General features: G+C 71.8%; 19 protein-coding genes. 10 read left to right on the forward strand and 9 right to left on the reverse strand.

Annotated elements, in window-relative coordinates:
* Window positions 1-50: 50 nt before the first annotated feature.
* The gene (locus ACIBCU_RS23540; RefSeq protein ID WP_399233670.1) at window positions 51-3,119 is read right to left on the reverse strand and encodes an endo-alpha-N-acetylgalactosaminidase family protein; all 3,069 of its coding nucleotides are present in this window, start codon (window positions 3,117-3,119) and stop codon (window positions 51-53) included.
* A gap of 307 nt (window positions 3,120-3,426) precedes the next feature.
* Here ACIBCU_RS23540 and ACIBCU_RS23545 point away from each other — a divergent pair, with 307 nt between their 5' ends.
* Genes ACIBCU_RS23545 through ACIBCU_RS23555 form a run of 3 tightly spaced genes read left to right on the forward strand, consistent with a single transcriptional unit; the run spans window position 3,427 to window position 4,579 of the window.
* Window positions 3,427-3,840: a phage holin family protein gene (locus ACIBCU_RS23545; RefSeq protein ID WP_399233672.1), complete on the forward strand. Its 414-nt coding sequence runs from the start codon at window positions 3,427-3,429 to the stop codon at window positions 3,838-3,840.
* Window positions 3,837-4,316, forward strand: a complete 480-nt coding sequence (locus tag ACIBCU_RS23550) for a DUF3618 domain-containing protein (RefSeq protein ID WP_399233674.1) — start codon at window positions 3,837-3,839, stop codon at window positions 4,314-4,316. The genes ACIBCU_RS23545 and ACIBCU_RS23550 overlap by 4 nt, the downstream gene beginning before the upstream one ends.
* The gene (locus tag ACIBCU_RS23555; RefSeq protein WP_362942652.1) at window positions 4,313-4,579 is read left to right on the forward strand and encodes a DUF4235 domain-containing protein; all 267 of its coding nucleotides are present in this window, start codon (window positions 4,313-4,315) and stop codon (window positions 4,577-4,579) included. The genes ACIBCU_RS23550 and ACIBCU_RS23555 overlap by 4 nt, the downstream gene beginning before the upstream one ends.
* 492 nt (window positions 4,580-5,071) lie before the next feature.
* On the opposite strand, the gene ACIBCU_RS23560 is transcribed toward ACIBCU_RS23555, so the two are convergent.
* Window positions 5,072-6,517: an NAD(P)/FAD-dependent oxidoreductase gene (locus ACIBCU_RS23560; RefSeq protein ID WP_362938541.1), complete on the reverse strand. Its 1,446-nt coding sequence runs from the start codon at window positions 6,515-6,517 to the stop codon at window positions 5,072-5,074.
* Between the two features lie 115 nt (window positions 6,518-6,632).
* On the opposite strand from ACIBCU_RS23560, the gene trxA reads away from it, so the two are divergent.
* Complete coding sequence (trxA, locus tag ACIBCU_RS23565; protein WP_362938538.1) at window positions 6,633-7,013, forward strand: thioredoxin; 381 nt, start codon at window positions 6,633-6,635, stop codon at window positions 7,011-7,013.
* Between the two features lie 77 nt (window positions 7,014-7,090).
* Here the strand turns inward: trxA and ACIBCU_RS23570 are convergent, their stop codons facing one another.
* The 3 genes from ACIBCU_RS23570 to ACIBCU_RS23580 all read right to left on the reverse strand — a co-directional run bounded on the left by ACIBCU_RS23570 (window position 7,091) and on the right by ACIBCU_RS23580 (window position 9,837).
* Entirely contained in the window at window positions 7,091-7,561 is a 471-nt protein-coding gene (locus ACIBCU_RS23570; protein ID WP_399233677.1) for a hypothetical protein, read from the reverse strand.
* Window positions 7,562-7,623: 62 nt separating this feature from the next.
* Complete coding sequence (locus tag ACIBCU_RS23575; protein WP_399233679.1) at window positions 7,624-8,652, reverse strand: LacI family DNA-binding transcriptional regulator; 1,029 nt, start codon at window positions 8,650-8,652, stop codon at window positions 7,624-7,626.
* Between the two features lie 63 nt (window positions 8,653-8,715).
* On the reverse strand, window positions 8,716-9,837 hold the full coding sequence (locus ACIBCU_RS23580) for a glycosyl hydrolase family 18 protein (RefSeq protein ID WP_362938529.1): 1,122 nt from the start codon (window positions 9,835-9,837) through the stop codon (window positions 8,716-8,718).
* Window positions 9,838-9,908: 71 nt separating this feature from the next.
* Between ACIBCU_RS23580 and ACIBCU_RS23585 the strand changes: the two genes are divergently transcribed.
* Entirely contained in the window at window positions 9,909-10,376 is a 468-nt protein-coding gene (locus ACIBCU_RS23585) for a type II toxin-antitoxin system PemK/MazF family toxin (RefSeq protein ID WP_399233681.1), read from the forward strand.
* Here ACIBCU_RS23585 and ACIBCU_RS23590 read toward each other — a convergent pair.
* The gene (locus ACIBCU_RS23590) at window positions 10,361-11,197 is read right to left on the reverse strand and encodes a TIGR02452 family protein (protein WP_399233685.1); all 837 of its coding nucleotides are present in this window, start codon (window positions 11,195-11,197) and stop codon (window positions 10,361-10,363) included. The genes ACIBCU_RS23585 and ACIBCU_RS23590 overlap by 16 nt on opposite strands.
* 147 nt (window positions 11,198-11,344) lie before the next feature.
* Here ACIBCU_RS23590 and egtA point away from each other — a divergent pair, with 147 nt between their 5' ends.
* The 4 genes from egtA to egtD are packed head-to-tail and all read left to right on the forward strand — an operon-like array spanning window position 11,345 to window position 15,694.
* Window positions 11,345-12,643: an ergothioneine biosynthesis glutamate--cysteine ligase EgtA gene (gene egtA / locus ACIBCU_RS23595; protein ID WP_399233688.1), complete on the forward strand. Its 1,299-nt coding sequence runs from the start codon at window positions 11,345-11,347 to the stop codon at window positions 12,641-12,643.
* On the forward strand, window positions 12,640-13,980 hold the full coding sequence (gene egtB / locus ACIBCU_RS23600) for an ergothioneine biosynthesis protein EgtB (protein WP_399233690.1): 1,341 nt from the start codon (window positions 12,640-12,642) through the stop codon (window positions 13,978-13,980). Before egtA ends, egtB begins: the two co-directional genes overlap by 4 nt.
* Entirely contained in the window at window positions 13,980-14,735 is a 756-nt protein-coding gene (gene egtC, locus ACIBCU_RS23605; protein WP_362938514.1) for an ergothioneine biosynthesis protein EgtC, read from the forward strand. The genes egtB and egtC overlap by 1 nt, the downstream gene beginning before the upstream one ends.
* Window positions 14,732-15,694 carry an L-histidine N(alpha)-methyltransferase gene (gene egtD / locus ACIBCU_RS23610; RefSeq protein WP_362938511.1) on the forward strand — a complete coding sequence of 321 codons (963 nt, stop codon included), beginning with the start codon at window positions 14,732-14,734 and terminating at the stop codon, window positions 15,692-15,694. Before egtC ends, egtD begins: the two co-directional genes overlap by 4 nt.
* Here the strand turns inward: egtD and ACIBCU_RS23615 are convergent.
* The 3 genes from ACIBCU_RS23615 to ACIBCU_RS23625 all read right to left on the reverse strand — a co-directional run bounded on the left by ACIBCU_RS23615 (window position 15,637) and on the right by ACIBCU_RS23625 (window position 18,751).
* Window positions 15,637-16,476: a lysophospholipid acyltransferase family protein gene (locus ACIBCU_RS23615; protein ID WP_399233693.1), complete on the reverse strand. Its 840-nt coding sequence runs from the start codon at window positions 16,474-16,476 to the stop codon at window positions 15,637-15,639. The genes egtD and ACIBCU_RS23615 overlap by 58 nt on opposite strands.
* Window positions 16,473-17,306, reverse strand: coding sequence for a GNAT family N-acyltransferase (locus ACIBCU_RS23620; RefSeq protein WP_362938505.1), 834 nt, complete (start codon window positions 17,304-17,306; stop codon window positions 16,473-16,475). Before ACIBCU_RS23620 ends, ACIBCU_RS23615 begins: the two co-directional genes overlap by 4 nt.
* Window positions 17,307-17,497: 191 nt before the next feature.
* Window positions 17,498-18,751, reverse strand: a complete 1,254-nt coding sequence (locus ACIBCU_RS23625; RefSeq protein ID WP_399233696.1) for an extracellular solute-binding protein — start codon at window positions 18,749-18,751, stop codon at window positions 17,498-17,500.
* Between the two features lie 203 nt (window positions 18,752-18,954).
* On the opposite strand from ACIBCU_RS23625, the gene ACIBCU_RS23630 reads away from it, so the two are divergent.
* Window positions 18,955-19,170: a dodecin gene (locus ACIBCU_RS23630; RefSeq protein ID WP_362938499.1), complete on the forward strand. Its 216-nt coding sequence runs from the start codon at window positions 18,955-18,957 to the stop codon at window positions 19,168-19,170.
* The last annotated feature ends 39 nt before the right edge of the window (window positions 19,171-19,209 follow it).

Below are 19,209 nucleotides of genomic sequence, written 5' to 3' on the forward strand. Positions count from 1 at the left end.
CCCGCACCCGGACCCGCTCGTGGGCGCCGGGGCACGGGGCGGCCGGCCCGTCACACCTCGCGCACCTCGAAGGAGTCGAGGACGAACTCCGCCGTCCCGTCGTCACCCGTCCTGCGCAGACCGACCCAGGTCTCCCCCTCGGACGGCGCGGTGAACTCGTGACTCAGCACGGCCGGTGAGGTGGCCACGGGAAGGTCCGTGCGGTCGAGCTCGCGGGAGGCCGGTGCGTCGACGCCGGTGATCCACGCGTACTGGCCGGCCTTCTCGTTCTCGTACCGGAAGGTCACCCGGTAGCGCTTCCCCGCCTCGAAGCGGACGGTGTGCTGCACGGTCCGGTACACGAGGCCGTCGTTCTCCCCGCGCGACTTCAGCGACTGGGTTCCGTCGACGACGTCGTCGATCACCTTGCCGTTCCAGCCGCGTTGGGTGAACGGGGCGTGCCGCTGTGCGATGTGGGTGCGCGGGTCCGTCGAGCCGCCCGCGTCGCCCTTGACGAACGGCCCCCAGCCCTGGGGCACGTGCTGGAAGTCCTCGAAGGCCACGGCTCCTGCCTTGGTGGTGTGCTGCGCGGCGACGATCCGCACGTTGTCGAAGCGGACCCTGGCGTCCCCGGCTTCGGCGCGCAGGGTGAGGTCCACGGGACCGCCGCCGTCCGGCACGGTGAAGTACGTGAACATCCGCTGGAAGCGGGTGTCGTGTTTGCGGTCCGCCGCGACGAGGTTGACGGCGGTGGAGGCGTCCGTCCAGTTCTCGGCCGTGGTGCCGTCGGCGGTCCGCACGGTGAGCGCGGCCCGTCGCCGCTCCCCCGCTCGCTCGCCCACCTCCACCTGTACGGAGGCGGCGTAGGTGCCCGGTGCGAGACGGGCGATCCGCTGTCCGACGGCTGCCGCTGGGCCGGAGCCGACGACCAGTTCGTAGTCGCCGAGGGCGCTCAGTTCGACCGACGCCGGGCCGTCCACGTGCCAGCCGTCCAGGGAGCCCGAGTGGAAGCCCGGGTCGTGGAGGGGTGTCGCCTGCCCCCATTCCGGGTCCCGGTTCGCAGGCATCCGGGTGCGGTGGACGACGTACGGCTGCCCGGCCTCGGCCTCGACGGTGACGCGGCCGGAGCGTACGGGCACCTCACGGACGGATGCCCGCCCCTGGTCGGTGAGACGGTGGACGAAGACCTTCGACCCGCCGGCCCAGCCGCGCGGCAGCCGCCAGGTGCTGCTGCCGCCCACCGGGTTGTAGTGGTAGAGACGGTCAGGGTCGGTGGCTTCGCGCGGCTCCCAGGGCAGCAGGTAGCGTCCCCCCTCGTACACCACCCGGCCGTCGGTGGTGATGCGGCGGGTGCCGTCGGTGTCGTCCACGGACGTCTTCGTCGGGCCGAAGAACGTGATCTCGTGGGCGCCCCAGCTCCTGATCGGGTACGCCTGGAGGTACTTGGCGGGCAGGCTGTCGGTCCAGATCTGCCGGTAGAAGGTGTTCCAGTCGGTCTTGTTGACCCAGCCCTCGAAGTTGCCGGTGCGCGGTATCCCGAGGAGCGTCGGCCACTTGTCGGCGAAGACGTCCTTCTGGTGGTTGCGGATGAAGCGGATCAGCTGGGAGTTGATGCCCCGGGACGTGTCCGCGCCGTAGTCGGTCTCGGTGGCCCAGTGGGACCACAGGGAGGAGCGTTCGAGACCGTGGCCCCACTCGGTGGTGACCTGCCAGCCCTGCTCCCGCAAGGCCCGCTGAAGCCGGTCGGAGGTCCACCCGGACTCGCGGAACACGTCGATGTAGAGCATGTTCAGTGCGGGATCGGTCGCGTCCCTGAGGTCCTGGAAGCGCTTGATGATGTCGCCGGAGACGAGATCGCGACGCTGGTCGATCCGGTAGCTCTGGTCGAGCCAGTCCCACTGTTCGTTGCTCTTGTCCACGAGCGTCTCGGAGAACGCGTGCGCGACCGGGTAGGACTCGGTGGCGTTCACATGGACGCCGAAGTCGCTCCCCCATCGTCGCCCCTCGCGCACGAGCGTGTTGAGGTCCTTCAGGCCGCCCGCGCGCTCGTTGTGGTTTCCCGCGTAGTCGGGGTGGGCCGAGTCGTGGCCCTCCGACTGGTAGCCCTTGAGGAGCGTGTACTGGCGCAGGCCGTCCGTGGCGAGGGAGATCCGCTTGACGTTGTCGAGCGTCACGAGGAACGGGTTGGTGGCCTGGCTGGCGAAGTTGAACGGGATGTGCGGGACGACGCGCAGGTGCTGCTCCTCGGCGCCCAGCGGGTCGACCATGATGTCGCGGAAGGCGATGGCGGCGTCCTGCCAGTCCACGACGCCGTCCCCGTTACGGTCACCGGTGATGATCACGGTGGCGTACGGGAGCGGCTCGGTGGCGTCCGGAGGCGCGGTCGCGGCCCTGTGCGTCCACTGCCCGCAGGCGAGTTCGGCCTTGACATAGCCGTCCTTCCTGACGGTCCGGCGCCACAGCCGGCCGTTCTCCCAGGTGGCGCCCGGCGCGCTGTCGGGCTTGTCGTACGTCGTGTTGGTCTCCAGGGCGCCCCCGAGCCGGTCATGGGCGACGACGGCGTACGCGCAGCCGGTCGGCGCCGCGTCGGGGGCGGTGTCCGGTGTGATCTGGACCAGGGTGTCGCCGCTCGTGGCCTTGTCGAGCTGGATCCGGGCCGCGAGGAGCGCGGCGCCCGGCTGGTCGCTGCGTACCGAAAGGAACGCCAGCGACGGGATCTGGAGCGTGCCGACGCGCAGGTCCGGTGCGTCGGTGATCCTGGTGACCCGCCACTCGACCCGGCGGCCGGCGACGCGGATCTCGGCCCGGATCTCGGTGCCGCCGTCGAAGGCGAGGGTGTACGACGCCGTGTCGGGGCCGGAGCGTGAGGTGACCCGCGGGGTGCGGGCGGTGCCGTCGATCAGCACGGAGGTGACCGGGTCCTCCTGACCGTGCAGTACGGCGCCTCCGGCGCGGTCGGTGTACGAGACGATGCGCGGGAAGTCCGGATCGACGCGCACCTCCAGTTCGCGGGAGCGCAGCACGGTCTCCCGCTGCGCCGCGAACGCGGTGCCCGGGCCGGTGAGGGCCAGTCCGGCCCCCGCCAGTGCGGTGGCGGCCACCACGGTCCTGCGGCTCGGTCCGGGATCTTGTGCGTGCATGCTCGTTCTCCTGGCGCTGGACGGCATCTGTGCACGCCAAGATGCGCCGCTCGGGGTGAACGCGCCCATGGACAAAGGAGGGGCGGGTGTTGGACTAACGCGTGTGGCGGGTCCGGACGCCCTTACCGGCGGGACGGGTGCTGGAGCAGTTGCGGGGTAGTCGAGCCGAGACGTCCGCATACACGGCTCGACGAGGAGGTTCCTTCATGGCTGCGCAACGAGGCCCACCGTCCTGCCTCACCGGACGGACGGCGCCCTGGGGCAGCCGATGTTCCCGACAGATCGAGGAAGGCAAGGTGACCTGGCCATGAGCACGGCAGAGCGGCAGACCGACACCACCGACGACTCGTTGGGTGTCCTGGTCTCGCGCGCTTCGCAGCAGATTTCGGAGCTGGTCCGCGAGGAAATGCAGCTGGCCCGGGCGGAGATGACCCAGAAGGGCAAGCGTTTCGGGAAGGGCGGTGGCCTCTACGGCGCCGCGAGCCTCATCGGCATCCTGGCGGCCCAGGCGCTGGTCGCGACCTGCATCGCGGCACTTGCACTGGTGCTGCCGTTGTGGGCGTCGGCCCTCATCGTCACGGCGGTGCTGGCTGCGGCCGCAGCGGCGGCCGCCCTGGCCGGAAAGAAGCAGATAGCCGAGGCCGGCTCCCCCGCCCCGGAGCAGACCGCCGGCAGCGTCAAGGCCGATCTGGCCGAGATCAAGGGAAAGGCACACCGATGAGCAAGGAATCCCGGACCAACATAGGGACCCCCGTCCCCGACGCCTCCAACCCCGAGGAGCTGCGCGAGCAGGTCGAGCGCACCCGCGACGAACTCGGGCAGACCGTCGAAGCACTGGCGGCCAAGGCCGACGTCAAGGCACAGGCGAGGGAGAAGTCCGCCGCCGCCAGGGAACAGGCCGCGGAGAAGGCTGCCCTGGTGGCCGAGCAGGTCCGTGGCAAGGCGGAGCAGGCCACGCGACTCGTGAAGGACAAGACGCCCGATCCCGTTCTGGAGAAGGCGGCCGAGGCCGCGTCCCACGTACGGGAGACCGCGACCCGGGCAGGGCAGTACGCGGCGGACAAGGCTCCCGACCCGCTGCTCGAAAAGGCGGGCCGGGCCACGTCGTTCGCACGCGCCAACCGCAACCCGCTTCTCGCGGGTGGTGCGCTGCTCGCCGTTGTCCTGCTGGTGCGCCACCGTCGAGGACGCCGATGAAGGTGTCCAAGATGGCGTACAAGCCGGTCGGGATGGCCCTCGGTGCGGCGAGCGGCATGATCGCGAGTGCCGCGTTCAAGCAGACGTGGAAGGTCATCGAGGGTGAGGGCGACGCACCCGATGCCACGGACGAGGACCGGTCCTGGCAGCAGATCCTGGTCGCCGCCGCTCTCCAGGGCGCCATCTTCGCCGTGGTCAAGGCGGCAGTCGACCGCTCGGGCGCCGTCGCCACGCGTCGTCTGACGGGCGTCTGGCCGGGCTGACCCGCCGCGGCGCCGGCCCCGTCTCACGGTGGGCCGGCGCCGCCCGGGCCGCCGGGCTCCCTCCATGAGGTGGTGAGAGCGCCGGAGGGCCGTATCAGGCGGTCCTGACAGCCGGGTCGGAGACGCCCGGGGCGCCTGTGTCCACGTGTGGGAGACGGTCGCGCCGGGGTTGACCTCGCAAGCCCTGCGGGAGCAGCCCCCCGGCCTTCATCAGCAGCGAACCGCCCCGGCGGACGTCCACGAGACGTTCACCGCACTCCGCAACAGGTATGGCGGCGACCCCCGGACCCGACACCAAGATGATCTCACTCATGGGGAGACCATCTCGCAGAACCCGGGGGACTCTTCCCGATGCCGGTGTACGGGCCGCGTCAGGAGGCCAGTTGCACGCGAACCCTCTCACTTGTCCGTCCACGCGATGACGCGCCCGCCCACAGCCTTGACTGCGGCGAGCGCGTCCTCGCCCCGGCGCTCAGGGAGGAACCGCCACGCTCAACCGCGGTAAGTCTCCAGCAGCCGCAGCCACACCTCGCTGATCGTCGGGTAGGCGGGGACCGCGTGCCACAGCCGCTCGATCGGCACCTCGCCGGCGACGGCGACGGTCGCCGAGTGCAGGAGTTCGCCGATGCCCGGTCCGACGAAGGTGACGCCGAGCACGATCTCGCGGTCCAGGTCGACGACCATCCTGGCCCGGCCCTTGTACCCCTGCGCGTACAAGCCGGAACCGGCGACCGAGGCCAGGTCGTAGTCGACGGCGCGGACCCGGTGGCCCGCCTCTTCCGCCTCGGCGAGCGTGAGGCCGACCGACGCCGCCTCCGGGTCCGTGAACACGACCTGGGGGACGGCCGCGTGGTCGGCTGTGGCCGCGTGCGCGCCCCAGCGGTCCGTCTCCAGCAGAGGAGTCTCCTGCGCGCGGGCCGCGATCGCGGCTCCCGCGATGCGGGCCTGGTACTTGCCCTGGTGGGTGAGGAGCGCGCGGTGGTTGACGTCTCCGACGGCGTACAGCCAGTCGCTGCCCTCCACGAGGCAGCTGTCGTCGACGGAGAGCCAGGACCCGGGCCGGAGGCCCACGGTGTCGAGGCCGAGGTCGTCGGTGCGCGGGGCCCGGCCGGTGGCGAAGAGGATCTCGTCGGTCTCCAGCCGCTCCCCGTTGTCGAGTTCGACGGTGACGGGGCCGTCGTGCCCCGCCCTGCGTACCTCCTTGGCGGAGACTCCCGTCAGGATCCGCGCGCCGGATTCGGTCAGGGCCTCGGCGACCAGCTCGCCCGCGAAGGGCTCCATCTTGGGGAGCAGGCGCTTGCCGCGGATCAGCATGGTCACCTCGGCACCGAGCCCCTGCCAGACGGTGGCCATCTCCACTCCGACCACTCCCCCGCCCACGACGACGAGCCGGCCCGGGACCTCCTTGGCGCTGGTCGCCTCGCGGCTGGTCCACGGCCGGACGTCCGCGATGCCGGGGAGGGCGGGGACGACGGCCCGGCTTCCGGTGCAGACGGCGACGGCGTGCCGCGCGGTCAGGTGCTGCTCGGACCCGTCGGCGGCCGTGACGGACACCTGCCGCACCCCTGTCAGCCGGCCCATGCCCCGGTAGATGTCGGCACCGACACTGTCCAGCCAGGCGACCTGCCCGTCGTCCTTCCAGTGCGAGGTCTGCTCGTCACGGTGGGCGAGGACGGCGTCCGCATCGAGCGGCCCCCGCACCGCGCCGCTCAGCCCTGGTACACGGCGCGCGTCGGCTCGTGCGACGACGGGGCGCAGCAGCGCCTTGCTGGGCATGCACGCCCAGTACGAGCACTCGCCGCCGATGAGCTCGGACTCGATCACCGCCGTGCTCAGTCCGGCCGCTCTGGCGCGGTCCGCCACGTTCTCCCCCACCGGGCCGGCCCCGATGACCACGACGTCGTATTCGCTGTTCCGTGCACCCTCATCAACAGTCATGCGAACAGTGTCCTCGTGGGTGTGCGCGGCGGCCACATGGGCAGGCGGAATAGCGCAAGTGACGTCACCGTTGTGCCGGACAGGTCCGAACGGTCCCAGGAAGAGGTAACAGAGTATGAGCACCGTAGAGCTCACCAAGGAAAACTTCGATCAGGTCGTGAGCGACAACGAATTCCTGCTGATCGACTTCTGGGCTTCCTGGTGCGGTCCGTGCCGGCAGTTCGCCCCGGTCTACGACTCGGCGTCCGAGCGCCACCCCGACCTGGTCTTCGCCAAGGTCGACACGGAGGCGCAGCAGGAGCTGGCGGCTGCCTTCGAGATCCAGTCCATTCCCACGCTGATGATCGTCCGTGACAACGTGGCGGTCTTCTCGCAGCCCGGGGCGCTCCCGGAGTCGGCGCTGGAGGACGTCATCGGCCAGGCGCGCAATCTGGACATGGACGAGGTACGCAAGTCCGTCGAGGAGCAGAAGCAGACACAGCAGGCGCAGCAGTAGTCCCTGTCGATGTGCGGCAGACGTGATGAAGGCCCGGCCGGACGGCCGGGCCTTCGTCATCGGCCACCGGTGATGGTTCAGCTGTCCGTCCGGGCCTGCTCCGTGCCGGCCTGCTCGGGCTCGGCCTCCTCCGTGCCGGCCTGCTCAGGCTCCGCCACCTCCGTACCGGCCTGCTCAGGCTCCGCCACCTCCGTACCGGCCTGCTCAGGCTCCGCCACCTCCGTACCGGCCTGCTCAGGCTCCGCCACCTCCGTGCCGGCCTGCTCAGGCTCCGCCACCTCCGTACCGAGGATGCGCTCGGCGATCCTGGCCGTGAGCCCGTAGTCCAGCTCCGAGCCGTCCACCAGCAGGGCTTCCACCGTGTGCGAGGCAGGGTCGATGTCCGCCTCCATGCCGCCCCCGGCATAGCGCGGATAGCCGGATGTCCCGGTTTCGCCGGTGGCCGCCACGACCGCGGAACGGATGGCGGTGCCGGGCGCGGGTGCCCCGGTGACGGGCTCCTCCGGTTCCGGGAACAGCAGGATCTCGTAGCTCTGCGGATGGCTCATGCCGTCGACGCTAGACATCCCCGGCCACCCGCGCATGTCGCAACGCCGCCCGGCCAGACCGGTCAGCTGGATTCCCGTGTCACCGCTGCGGCCCGCAGCAGATAGTGGCGCTCAGGTGCGCCGCCCGGGTTCCGCACCAGGCGGTCGATCATCTCGGCCGGTGGCTGCGCGGTGGCCAGTTCCATGGTGACGCTGCTGAGCCGGGGCCGCAGGAGCCTGCCGAGCATCAGATCCTCGGCACCGATCACGGCCGTCTCCGCGGGTACGTCGACACCGGCGTCCTGGAGCGCTCTCATCAGCAGCATGGCGTATTCGTCGTTGTACGCGAACACGGCGTCCAGGCCGAGCGTGCGCCAACGGGCGGCGAGGTCCTCGGCCGACTCCTCGTCGTACCGCAGGGGCAGTGGCTGGACGCGGGCGTCCACGTCCGACTCCTCCACGGCGCGGACCGCCCCGGCCAGGCGAGGGCCGGCGTACAGGGCGAGGCCGGGTTCCTGGGGCATGACCACCCCGATCCTGCGCCGTCCGCGCGAGAGCAGATGCCGGACCGCGCAGCCGCCGACCTCGCGCTGGTCCATGACGAGGGCGTGCGCGCCCTCGACCGGTTGCGGGCCCAGGGTGATCACGGCCTTGGCCCCGGAGCGGTTGAGCACTCCTATGCCGTACGGGGTGAGGGCGATGCCCCCGGGCGACACGACGGCGACGGGGCGGAGCTCCGCCCAGGCCCTGGCCGCCTCGTCGGCGTCCAGGCCGACGCTGCCGTACTGCACGACGATGTAGTCGAGACGGCGCAGGCCGGCCTCGAGCCCGGTGAAGAACCGCTGGTACAGGGGGCCCGCCGAAGCCTGCGTGGCGGGCAGCAGCACCATGCCGGTGTGTCCGGCGCGAAGGCTCCGCGCCGCCGCGTGCGGGACGTAGCCGAGGCCGGCGGCGGCCTCCCTGACCCGGCGCCGGGTGGGTTCGCTGATCCGCACGGTCGTGTTGTTGTTCAGTACGTAGGACACGGTGGCCCGGGAGACTCCTGCGAGCCGCGCCACGTCGGCGCTGGTCGGTACGGAGATGCCGGCGGGCTGCTCGGATAACTGGCTCATGGCGTCCGGCAGTCTTCCAGACCGCTCCGGCCCGCCGGTGGGCCGGGGCTCCGTAAAGGGTCGTCAGCCGCCGGCGAGTACCGGCCAGATCTTCGGGTCCTCGAAGTTGAGCGCCCACAGGGCTGTGTTCGTCACGCCGTGCTTGCGCAGCACCGGCAGGTGGGCGGCGATCCCCCGCGCGTCCTGGTACCAGACCTCGCGGGACTCGCTGCCGTCGCGGTAGGTGAAGTACGGGGTGCCGGAGGCCTCGTCGAACCGGTAGGGGGCGCCCTGCCCGGCGCGCAGCGCCTCCGCCTCCTTCCAGGTGACGTGCTTGGTGGCGGCCGTGCTCGCGCTGTCCGCGGGCCAGTCCCAGCCGTACGCGGGCAGGCCCATCTCCAGCTTCGCGGGCGGCACGACTGCGGTGGCGCGGGTCAGGATGTCGTCGTACCAGCGGGTGTCCGCGAGCGGCCCGGGGTCACCGCCCGACCAGTGCAGGTTGTAGCCCATGATGCGGATCCGGTCGGCGACACGCCCGAGGGCCGCGTAGTCCCAGATACGGCCGGTCGTGGCGGTCTTCGGGAAGACCGTCATCACGCACTGCTTGCCCAGGGTGTGCAGGCGCCGGCAGAGGTCGGTGGCCAGGGCGGTGAACCCGTCGCGCACCGAGGCGTAGGTGGCGTCGCCGGTGGCGGCGATGGATTCGTAGTCGAGGTCGAGGCCGTCGTAGTCGCGGGTGGCGACCGTGCGCATCAGCGCGTCGACGTGCTCGGTGCGCCGGGCGGGGCTGGTGAGGATCGCCGCCAGGGCACCGGACTTCATCGTCTCCATGACCGTGGGGACGACCTTCGTCCCGGCCCGGTGCAGTCCGTCGATGACGCGGCGCTCGCCCGCACCTGGGTGCGGGTCGATCCGGCCGGCCGAGACTGCTTCGTACCAGAACGGGCTGACGGTGTGCAGCTGGCCGGCGTGGCGCAGTGCGTCCTGGTAGGCGCCCTCCTGGTCCCAGTAGGGCAGCCACGCCGACACGGTTCTCGGGGCGGGCGCGGAGGGGCGGACGGACGGGCCTGACGCGGTGGCAGGCGCCGGGGGCGGCTCCGGAAGCGGGGCTGACGCAGCGCCAGAAGCCGTGGGCAGCAGCGTGGCTGCGAGGAGTCCGGCGACCGTGACGGCGCGGGACAGCGGGACGACGAAGGGGATGATCATGAGGTCGAGCCTGCGGTCCGTTTCGCCGACCCGCTCCACGGACTGGGCCGTACAGGTTCTACGGTGTTGCGATGACGTTCCAGCACACCAATCACAGCAGCGACAGCACGACCGACTTCCCCGGCCGCAGCGGCCCGGCCGCCACCACGGAGACAGAGCCACGCGATGCGGGACCCGTCCGCACCTCGTACGCCCCCGATCGCGACGGTGATCCCGATCCCGGCGAGATCGTCTGGACCTGGGTGCCGTTCGAGGAGAACGACGGGCGCGGCAAGGACCGGCCGGTTCTCGTCGTGGCCCGGGAGGAGCGGGGGACGCTTCTCGCCGTGCAGCTGTCCAGCAAGCAGCACGACGGGGACCACGAGTGGGTCTCCCTGGGAGCGGGGCCGTGGGACAGCTCGGGACGGCCGTCCTGGGTGGACCTGGACCGGGTCCTGCGGGTGCACGAGGACGGGATGCGGCGCGAGGCCTGTGAGCTGGACCGGGGAAGGTACGACCTGGTCGTGGGGCGGCTGCGGGAGCGCTACGGCTGGAGCTGACCCCCGAACGCACGGGCGAAGGCCGCCCGGACGGCGGAGTCGGGATCGCGGTCCGGGACGCCGAACACGATCTGCTCGAAGTGGCCGGCGAACCGCCCGCCGTCGGTGAGCAGGGCACGGAACGCGGCGGCCACCTCGGCCGGGTCGTTCATGAAGACGCCGCAGCCCCACGCGCCCAGGACCAGCCGTCGGTACCCGCGGACGGCGGCGACCTCGAGCACGCGTTCGGCGCGGCTCGCCAGCGTGGCGGGTATGCGAGGAACCAGGTCAGGGTCCCTGCTGCGGATCACTCCGGCGTTGGGCGCGGGCGAGGTGAGGAATCCGGCGGAGTACGGGGTTTCCAGGAGCCTTCCCCGGTCGTCGCGGAAGACCGGCACGCCGGGTGAGTGGATCACACGGTCGGTGTAGAAGGCGCTGCGTTCGGCGCGGTGGTGCGCGTAGAACTCGGGGGCCCGCAGCAGCGTGGCATGGAGCGCGGAGCCCCGGCAAAGGGACTCCTCCTGGGCCTGCGCGCCGTTCAGATAGCCGCCGCCTGGATTGCGGGCGGAGGCGTAGTTCAGCACCACCACCTTGGTCGCCGACTCGTCCGCCATCCGGCGTGCCGCCTGAAGGCTCGTCTCGCCGGTCACCTCGACGACCGGGCTGCGGTCGGTGTCCAGGACGGCCACGTGGACGGGCTCGGGCCCGTACAGCCGGGTGCCGGAGAGCGCGGCGGCCAGGGCGCGCTCGATCGTCACCTCGCGCCCCTCGGGCGTGCGGTACCGGCCGGCCAGGACGATGGACTCGGTCTCTCGTGCGATGCCTCGCAGTCGTGCGCTCATGGGCGCGCCCCCGTGTGGTGCATACGGGGCATGCTGGGCGCCGTGGCGGCATGGACGCAACCGGTTTTCCGTCGCACAGGGGCACCCTTGTGCGAACTCCCGGTAAGGGTTTGGGTGGGAAGCAAGCACCCGAAGAGGAGGCCCAGCATGCCCCCGGACACTCTCGGCCAGCACGGCCCGCCCGTCGGCGCGGCGCCGCTCGGCGAGGAAGAAGCGGAGGATCTGCTCCGCGGCATATGTTTCAAGACGGGACCGCCCCGGACGGTAGGTGTGGAGCTGGAATGGCTCATTCACGACCGTGAACATCCCGAGGTCGCCGTCTCCCACGACCGCCTCCGCGCCGCGGCCGACGCCGTGCGCGCGACCCCGCTGGACGCCGCCCTGACCTTCGAACCCGGCGGTCAGCTGGAGCTCAGCTCCCAGCCGGCGGGCTCCCTGATGGCCTGCGTCGACGCCACGGCCGCCGATCTGGTCTCCGTACGCGACACCCTCGGCCGGGCCGGGCTGACCTTGGCCGGCATGGGCGTGGACCCGTGGCATCCGCCGCGCCGTCTGCTGCGGGAGCCACGGTACGACGCCATGGAAGCCGCCCTCGACCGGTCGGGTTCCGAGGGCCGCGCCATGATGTGCACCTCGGCGTCCGTCCAGGTCTGCCTGGACGCCGGTGAGGAGGAGCCGGGCCCACTGGGTTACGGGCGGCGCTGGCAGCTCGGGAACCTGCTGGGCGCGGTGCTGGTCGCGGCCTTCGCCAATTCGCCGTTCCGGCAGGGCCGGCGCACCGGCTGGCAGTCGACCCGGCAGGCGTTGTGGGCCGGCCTCGATCCGGCCAGGACGCTCGCGCCGCAGAGCCGTCTCGCGCCCCGGGACGCCTGGGCCGAGCATGTGCTCGCCACACCGGTGATGTGTGTCCGGAGCGACGACGGCCCCTGGACCGTACCGCACGGTCTGACGTTCCGGGACTGGATCCGCGGCGGTGGGCCGAGACCGCCGGTGCGGGCCGATCTGGACTATCACCTCACCACGCTGTTCCCGCCGGTGCGCCCGCGCGGGCACCTGGAGCTGCGCATGATCGACGCCCAGCCCGGCACCGACGGCTGGCTCGTGCCCCTGGCCGTCACCACCGCTCTCTTCGACGACCCGGAGGCAGCAGAGACCGTGTACCGCACCGTGAAACCTCTGGCCGAGACCGCGGGCATGCCGGCCGCGCCCCGCAACCCGCTCTGGACCGCCGCCGCCCGCGACGGGCTGAGGGATCCGGAGCTGGCGGTGGTGGCCGCCGCCTGCTTCACGGCGGCGCTGGAGGCGCTGCCCAGGATCGGGGCGAGTGACCACGTCCTGGGGACGGTCGCCGCCTTCCATGACCGCTATGTGGCCCGGGGTCGATGTCCGGCCGACGATTTTCCCGACCCGGCACAGGCGCCGCACGGAAAGGGCTTGGTCCGATGACCGACACCTCTGCTCCGCACACCGGCCAGGAATTCGACGCGGAGGGGCTGCGCGAACGAGCCCTCGCGGCGCTCCTCACCGCCCGCGAGCGCACCGCTCTCCTCACCGACAGCGTCGACGACCACGAGCTCACCGCGCAGCACTCCCCCTTGATGTCGCCGCTGGTCTGGGACCTGGCGCACATCGGGAACCAGGAGGAGCTGTGGCTGCTGCGGGCCGTCGGCGGCCGTGAGGCGATGCGCCCCGAGATCGACGGACTGTACGACGCCTTCGAGCACTCCAGGGCCAGCCGGCCCTCCCTGCCCCTGCTGGCACCGGCGGAGGCACGGACGTACGCCGCGGACGTGCGGGGCAGGGCCCTGGACATCCTCGGCGGCGCTCCGCTGAACGGCGGGGGACGCCCGCTGGAGCAGGCGGGATTCGCCTTCGGCATGGTCGCTCAGCACGAACAGCAGCACGACGAGACGATGCTGATCACCCATCAGCTCCGCTCGGGACCGGCGGTGCTCGACGCGCCGGAGCCTCCGGGACCCACCGGCGCCGTCACACTGCCGTCCGAGGCCCTGGTCCCCGGGGGCTCCTTCACCATGGGGACCTCCACCGAGCCCTGGGCGCTGGACAACGAACGCCCGGCGCACCGACGCGAGGTGGCCGCCTTCCATATCGACACCGCGCCGGTCACCTGCGGCGCCTACCAGCGCTTCATCGAGGACGGCGGCTACACCGACGAGCGCTGGTGGGCCCCCGAGGGCTGGGCGATGGTCCGCGAACACGACCTGACCGCGCCTCTGTTCTGGCACCGGGACGCGGGCCAGTGGCTGCGCCGGCGCTTCGGCGTGACCGAGCCCGTGCGGGCGGACGAGCCGGTGCTCCACGTCAGCTGGTACGAGGCGGACGCGTACGCCCGCTGGGCGGGCCGTCGCCTGCCGACCGAGCCGGAGTGGGAGAAGGCCGCCCGGCACGACCCCGTCTCGGGGCGTTCGCTGCGCTACCCCTGGGGCGACGAGGACCCGACACCCGAGAGGGCCAATCTGGGCCAGCGCCATCTACGGCCCGCCGCAGCCGGTGCCTACGCGGCCGGCCGGTCCCCGTCGGGCGCGGGCCAGCTGATCGGGGATGTGTGGGAGTGGACGTCGAGCGACTTCCTGCCCTACCCCGGCTTCGTCGCGTTCCCGTACCGCGAGTACTCGGAGGTGTTCTTCGGCCCCGGGCACAAGGTGCTGCGCGGCGGTTCGTTCGCCGTGGACCCGGTGGCGTGCCGGGGCACGTTCCGCAACTGGGACCTCCCTGTCCGGCGCCAGATCTTCTCCGGCTTCCGCACGGCGAGGGACGCCTGATGTGCCGTCATATCGCCTACCTGGGGCCGCCCGTGGCACTGGGAGAGGTGCTCGTGTCCCCCGCTCACGGGCTCGTGCGTCAGTCCTGGGAGCCACGCCGTCAGCGGTACGGCACGGTCAACGCCGACGGGTTCGGGGTCGGCTGGTACGCGGAGGGGGATCCCGTGCCCGGCCGCTACCGCCGCACCGGGCCCGTCTGGGGCGACGAGACCTTCGCCGATCTGGCCCGCGTGGTGCGCAGCACGGCGCTGCTCGCCGCGGTCCGTGACGCCACGTTCGCCGGGGCGGACGGGGAGGCCGCCGCGGCTCCCTTCGCCGAGGGACGCCTGCTCTTCAGCCACAACGGCGCGGTGAGGGGCTGGCCGGGCTCCCTGGCACCGCTGGCCGGGGGCCTGCCCCCCGAGAGGCTGCTCGCCCTTGCGGCGCGGAGCGACTCGGCGCTGATCTGGGCCCTGGTGCTCCACCGGGCGGCGCAGGGTGACGAGATAGCCCAGGCGGTCGCCGACACGGTCCGCGATGTCGGCGCGGCCGCCCCCGGCTCACGCCTCAATCTGCTGATCACCGACGGTTCCACCATCGTGGCGACCACCTGGGGCGACTCCCTCTGGTATCTCCACGAGCCGGGCCGCCGCACGGTGGTGGCCTCCGAGCCGTACGACGACGATCCGTACTGGCGCGAGGTCCCGGACCGCACCCTGCTGGCCGCGACGCGCACCGATGTCCTTCTGACCCCGCTCAAGGAGCCCACCGCGTGAGTCCCTTCCTGCTGACCCGCACCCTGCCTGCGGACGCGACGGACGCGGCGCTGCGCGCCGATGTGCTGAGCGGTCTGACGCGGCAACCGAAGACGCTGCCGCCCAAGTGGTTCTACGACGCGCGCGGCAGTGACCTTTTCGAGGAGATCACCCGGCTGGACGAGTACTACCCGACGCGTGCGGAGCGGGAGATCCTGGTCGCCCGTGCCGGTGAGATCGCCGCGGCGTCCGGGGCGCGGACCCTGATCGAGCTGGGGTCCGGCTCCTCGGAGAAGACGCGGCATCTGCTGGACGCGCTGCCGGCGCTGCACACGTACGTGCCGGTCGATGTCAGCGAGAGCGCCCTCGAAGGGGCGGCCGAAGCGCTGCTGGCCGAACGTCCCGGGCTGTCCGTGCACGCGCTCGTCGCCGACTTCACGCATGACCTGGAGCTGCCGGAGAGCCCCGGCCCCCGGCTGGTCGTGTTCCTCGGCGGGACGCTCGGCAATCTGCTCCCGGAGGAGCGCGCGGAGTTCCTCCGGTCCGTACGGGCACGGCTCGCCCCCGGGGACGGGCTGCTGCTCGGTACGGACCTGGTCAAGGACGAGGCGACCCTCGTCGCGGCGTACGACGACGCGGCCGGGGTGACGGCAGAGTTCAACAAGAACGTGCTGGCCGTGGTGAACCGTGAGCTGGGAGCGGACTTCCCGCCCGACGACTTCACTCATGTGGCCCTCTGGGACCCGGACCACGAGTGGATCGAGATGCGGCTGCGGGCCCGCCGGGCGCTGACGGTCAAGATCCGGGAGCTGGACCTCGTGGTGCAGTTCGAGGAGGGCGAGGAACTGCGCACGGAGATCTCGGCGAAGTTCCGTGAGGAGAAGGTGCGGGACGAGCTGGCCGCGGCGGGACTGCGGCTGGATCAGTGGTGGACGGACTCCGCCGGCAGGTTCGCGCTGTCGCTGGCCACGGCGGACTGAGCCGCTCGCGCCAGTGCCCGCCGACCGGGTGCACCGTCCGCGCGGAGCGGCGGCAGGATCCGGATCTCGGCGGTGAGCCCCGCCGCCGTCACCACACGCCACAGCGATGCGGCGAGCGGGTCGTCCCCGACGAACGCGGCGGCTCCCGCCGCGTTCGTCGTCGCCGTCCGGTAGCTGATGCGGACCGGGCGGACGGCGGAGCCGGCGTCGATCGCCGCCTGGAAGGCGGCGGGCCGGAACCTGCCGCCGCCGCTCCGGCCGCACCATGTGCTGCCCTGTGGGAACACCGCGACCCGCGAGCCGGAGGCCAGCGCCCCGGCGACGGCCCGCACGGCGTGCGGGAGGGCCCGCAGCCGGTCCCGCTCGATGAACAGGGTGCCGCCGAGCGCGGCGAGCGGTCCGAGCAGCGGCCAGTTCCGTATCTCGCTCTTGGCGACCATCCGGGCGGGAAACACGGCGGCCACCAGCGGGATGTCCAGCCACGAGACGTGATTGGCGACCACGAGCTCGCCCGCCGGTGGCCGGGCCCGTCCCACCGGGTGCCCGGTGACCCGTATGCGTACGCCGAAGGCCCGCACCACCGCGTAGGCCCACCGGCGGATCAGCAGGTCACGGTACGACGGTCCCAGGAGCAGCACAGCCGGCACGCAGAGCACCCCCAGCAGGGTGAGGGCGCATCCTGCGGTCAGCAGGGCGACGGCGCGGGCGGGCGGACGCCTGGCGCCCTCGTGGAGTGCGCAGTCGCGCGGGGTGCAGGGGGCGACGGGCAGCCAGGCACTCATCGCAGCGGGGCCAGCGAGAGGAAGTGCCGCAGGTAGCGCGGGTCCGTACGGCGCATCGAGAGCAGGACGTAGAGGTCCGCGACATTGAAGTCCGGGTCGTGGGCCGGGGCTCCGCAGACCCAGGCGCCGAGGCGCAGATAGCCGCGCAGCAGCGGAGGCAGTCCGGCGCGGCCGCCCGCGCCGCCGCCGGGGTGGCCCGTGGTGTCCCAGAGGCGGTGGGGGGTGACCCAGTACTCCTCGGGAGCCAGGTGGTGGGTCCGTACGGTGTCCCAACTACGGGCGGCCAGTGCCCCTCCGTCGGCGAGAGGTACGGAACAGCAGCCGGCCAGCCAGGTGTAGCCGGTGCGCTCCATGTAGCGGGCGAGACCGGCCCAGATGAGGGCGATGACGGCACCGTCCCGGTGGGCGGGGTGGACGCAGGACCTCCCCACCTCGACGAGGTCGTCGCGGATCGGGCCGAGGCGGGCCAGGTCGAACTCGCTCTCGGCGTAGAGGCCGCCCGCGAGCCTCGCCCCCTCGGGCGGCAGCAGCCGGTAGGTGGCGACCACCTCGCCGGTGGCCACCTCGCGCACCAGCAGGTGGTCGCAGTAGGCGTCGAAGGCATCGCTGTCCAGGCCGGGTTCGGCGCTGTCGAGCCGGGCGCCCAGCTCTCCGGCGAACACGAGGTGGCGCAGGCGCTGGGCGGCCCGTACGTCGTCCTCGCCGGTGGCCAGGGAGACCCGGTACCCCGAGGGGGCACCGGCGGCGGCCGGACGCGGCGCGGGTACGCCGGCGGGGGTGGAGGAGGTGAGGGGTGCGGAGGCGGGGGAGGTGAGCGGCAGCACGGTCATGGCGGTCTCCGGGGACGGATCAGCGGGGCGGCCTGCGGCTGCCGCGGGAGTGCGACGGCCCGGCCCCCTACTTCTTCCGTGGCCGGCTGGATTCGACATGACCGCTGCGGAGCGAGGGGATGTGCGACGGCTGAATCCCCGGCTCGCGGGCGGGCCTGGCCGCCCTCCTGGGCGGCCCCTCCTCGCCCCCGTCAGCCGGTGATCAGCTTGGACGTGATGCTTTCGGACGCCTGCTTCGCCTCTTCCGCCGGATCGCCGCCCTCCAGCACGGCCGTCATGTACGGCTTGATCGGGTTGTCCGCCTCGACGGCCGGCCAATAGGGAGAATTGGGGGTGGCGCGGCCCTCGGTGGCGCCCTCCGCCATCGCGGAGGTCCCTTCCTGGCCTTCGACGACGCCGGCCAGCGCGGGCTTGTTCGGTACGTAGCTCATGGCCCGGGCGAGCTCGGTCTGCCACTGCTCCCCCGCGAGGGCCTTGACGACCTCGATGCCCTCGCTCCGCTGGTCGGCGCCTTCGGGCACGATCAGGTCGGAGCCTCCGGTGAAGACCGCGCCCGGCTTCTTCGCGCTCTTGCCGGGGATGGGGAAGTAGCCGAGCTTCCCCTTGAGTTCGGGGTTCCGCTGTTCGATGAGTGCGGCACTTCCGGGCACGGAGATGATCTGGGCGACGTCGCCCTCGGCGAACACATCGGTCTCCGGGGGCGTCTGCTCGTCGGCGTCCTTGGGCCCGTCGCCGAGCGCCTGAAGCGTCTTGTAGAAGTCCATGCCCCGCAGAGCGGCGGGTGAGTCGAGTGTGCCCTCCCAGTCGCCGCCGCGGTCGTCCGCCAGTTCGCCGCCCTCGTCCCAGATGAACCCGGCGAGTACGTACCAGTTCTGTCCGGCGAGGTAGATGCCCTGCCGGCCGTCCGTGTTCAGCCGCTCACTGACGTCCACCCACTCCTCGCGCGTCCTGGGGAGTTCGGTGATCCCCGCCTGCGCGAAGAGGTCCTTGTTGTAGATCACGACGCGGTTGGCCGCGTACCAGGGGATTCCGTACTGTCCGCCGTTGACCCTGCCCGGTTCCGCGAGTCCCGGCAGCCAGTCCTCGCCGCCCAGGTCTCGCATCGATTCCAGGGTGAGATCGCGCAGTTCACCGCTCTCCGCGTACTGGGCGACCTGGGTGTTGCCGACCTCGATGACGTCCGGTGCGTCATCGCCCTCAAGCGCCTTGAGGACCTTGGGGCCGATGCCACCCCACTCCTGGAGGACGAACTCCAGTTCGATCGAGGGGTGCTCGGCCTCGTACGACTCCTTGAAGCTGTCCAGGAAGCTCTGGGAGGCACTGCCCTTCATCAGCCACACCGTCACGGTGCTGCTGTCGGTGCCCGTACCGGGAAGGTAGCCGCAGCCGCTCAGGGCGACGGAGGAAACGAGCGCGACGGCTCCGGCCAGTATGCGGATCTTCACGGGGGTCACCTTCTGCGAAACGGCACGACGAATGACAGAACCCGGGTGGGGGGACTGCGGGCGGCGCTCGCACGGGTGTATGGACCGGAGTTTGGTATGGACCAATGGGCAGGTCAAGCCCCGTCCCGTCGCGGATCGCCGGGCGGACACCTCGCGCTCCGACCGGGAGTGAGGCACCGTGGAACCACGAAAGGAGACATTAGATGTCTAATCACACCTACCGGGTCACCGAGATCGTAGGATCCTCCGAGGAGGGTCTCGACGCGGCGATCCGGAACGGCGTCGCAAGAGCCTCCGAAACGTTGCACAATCTCGACTGGTTCGAGATGACGCAGGTCCGCGGCCATATCGAGGACGGCCGCATCGCCCACTACCAGGTGGGGCTCAAAGTCGGTTTCCGCCTCGACGAGAAGGCCTGACCCGGTACGCCGGTCCGGACGCGGGACCGGACCGGGCGC

This window comes from Streptomyces sp. NPDC051064 (assembly GCF_044455985.1).
In the GTDB taxonomy this organism is placed as follows: Bacteria; Actinomycetota; Actinomycetes; order Streptomycetales; family Streptomycetaceae; genus Streptomyces.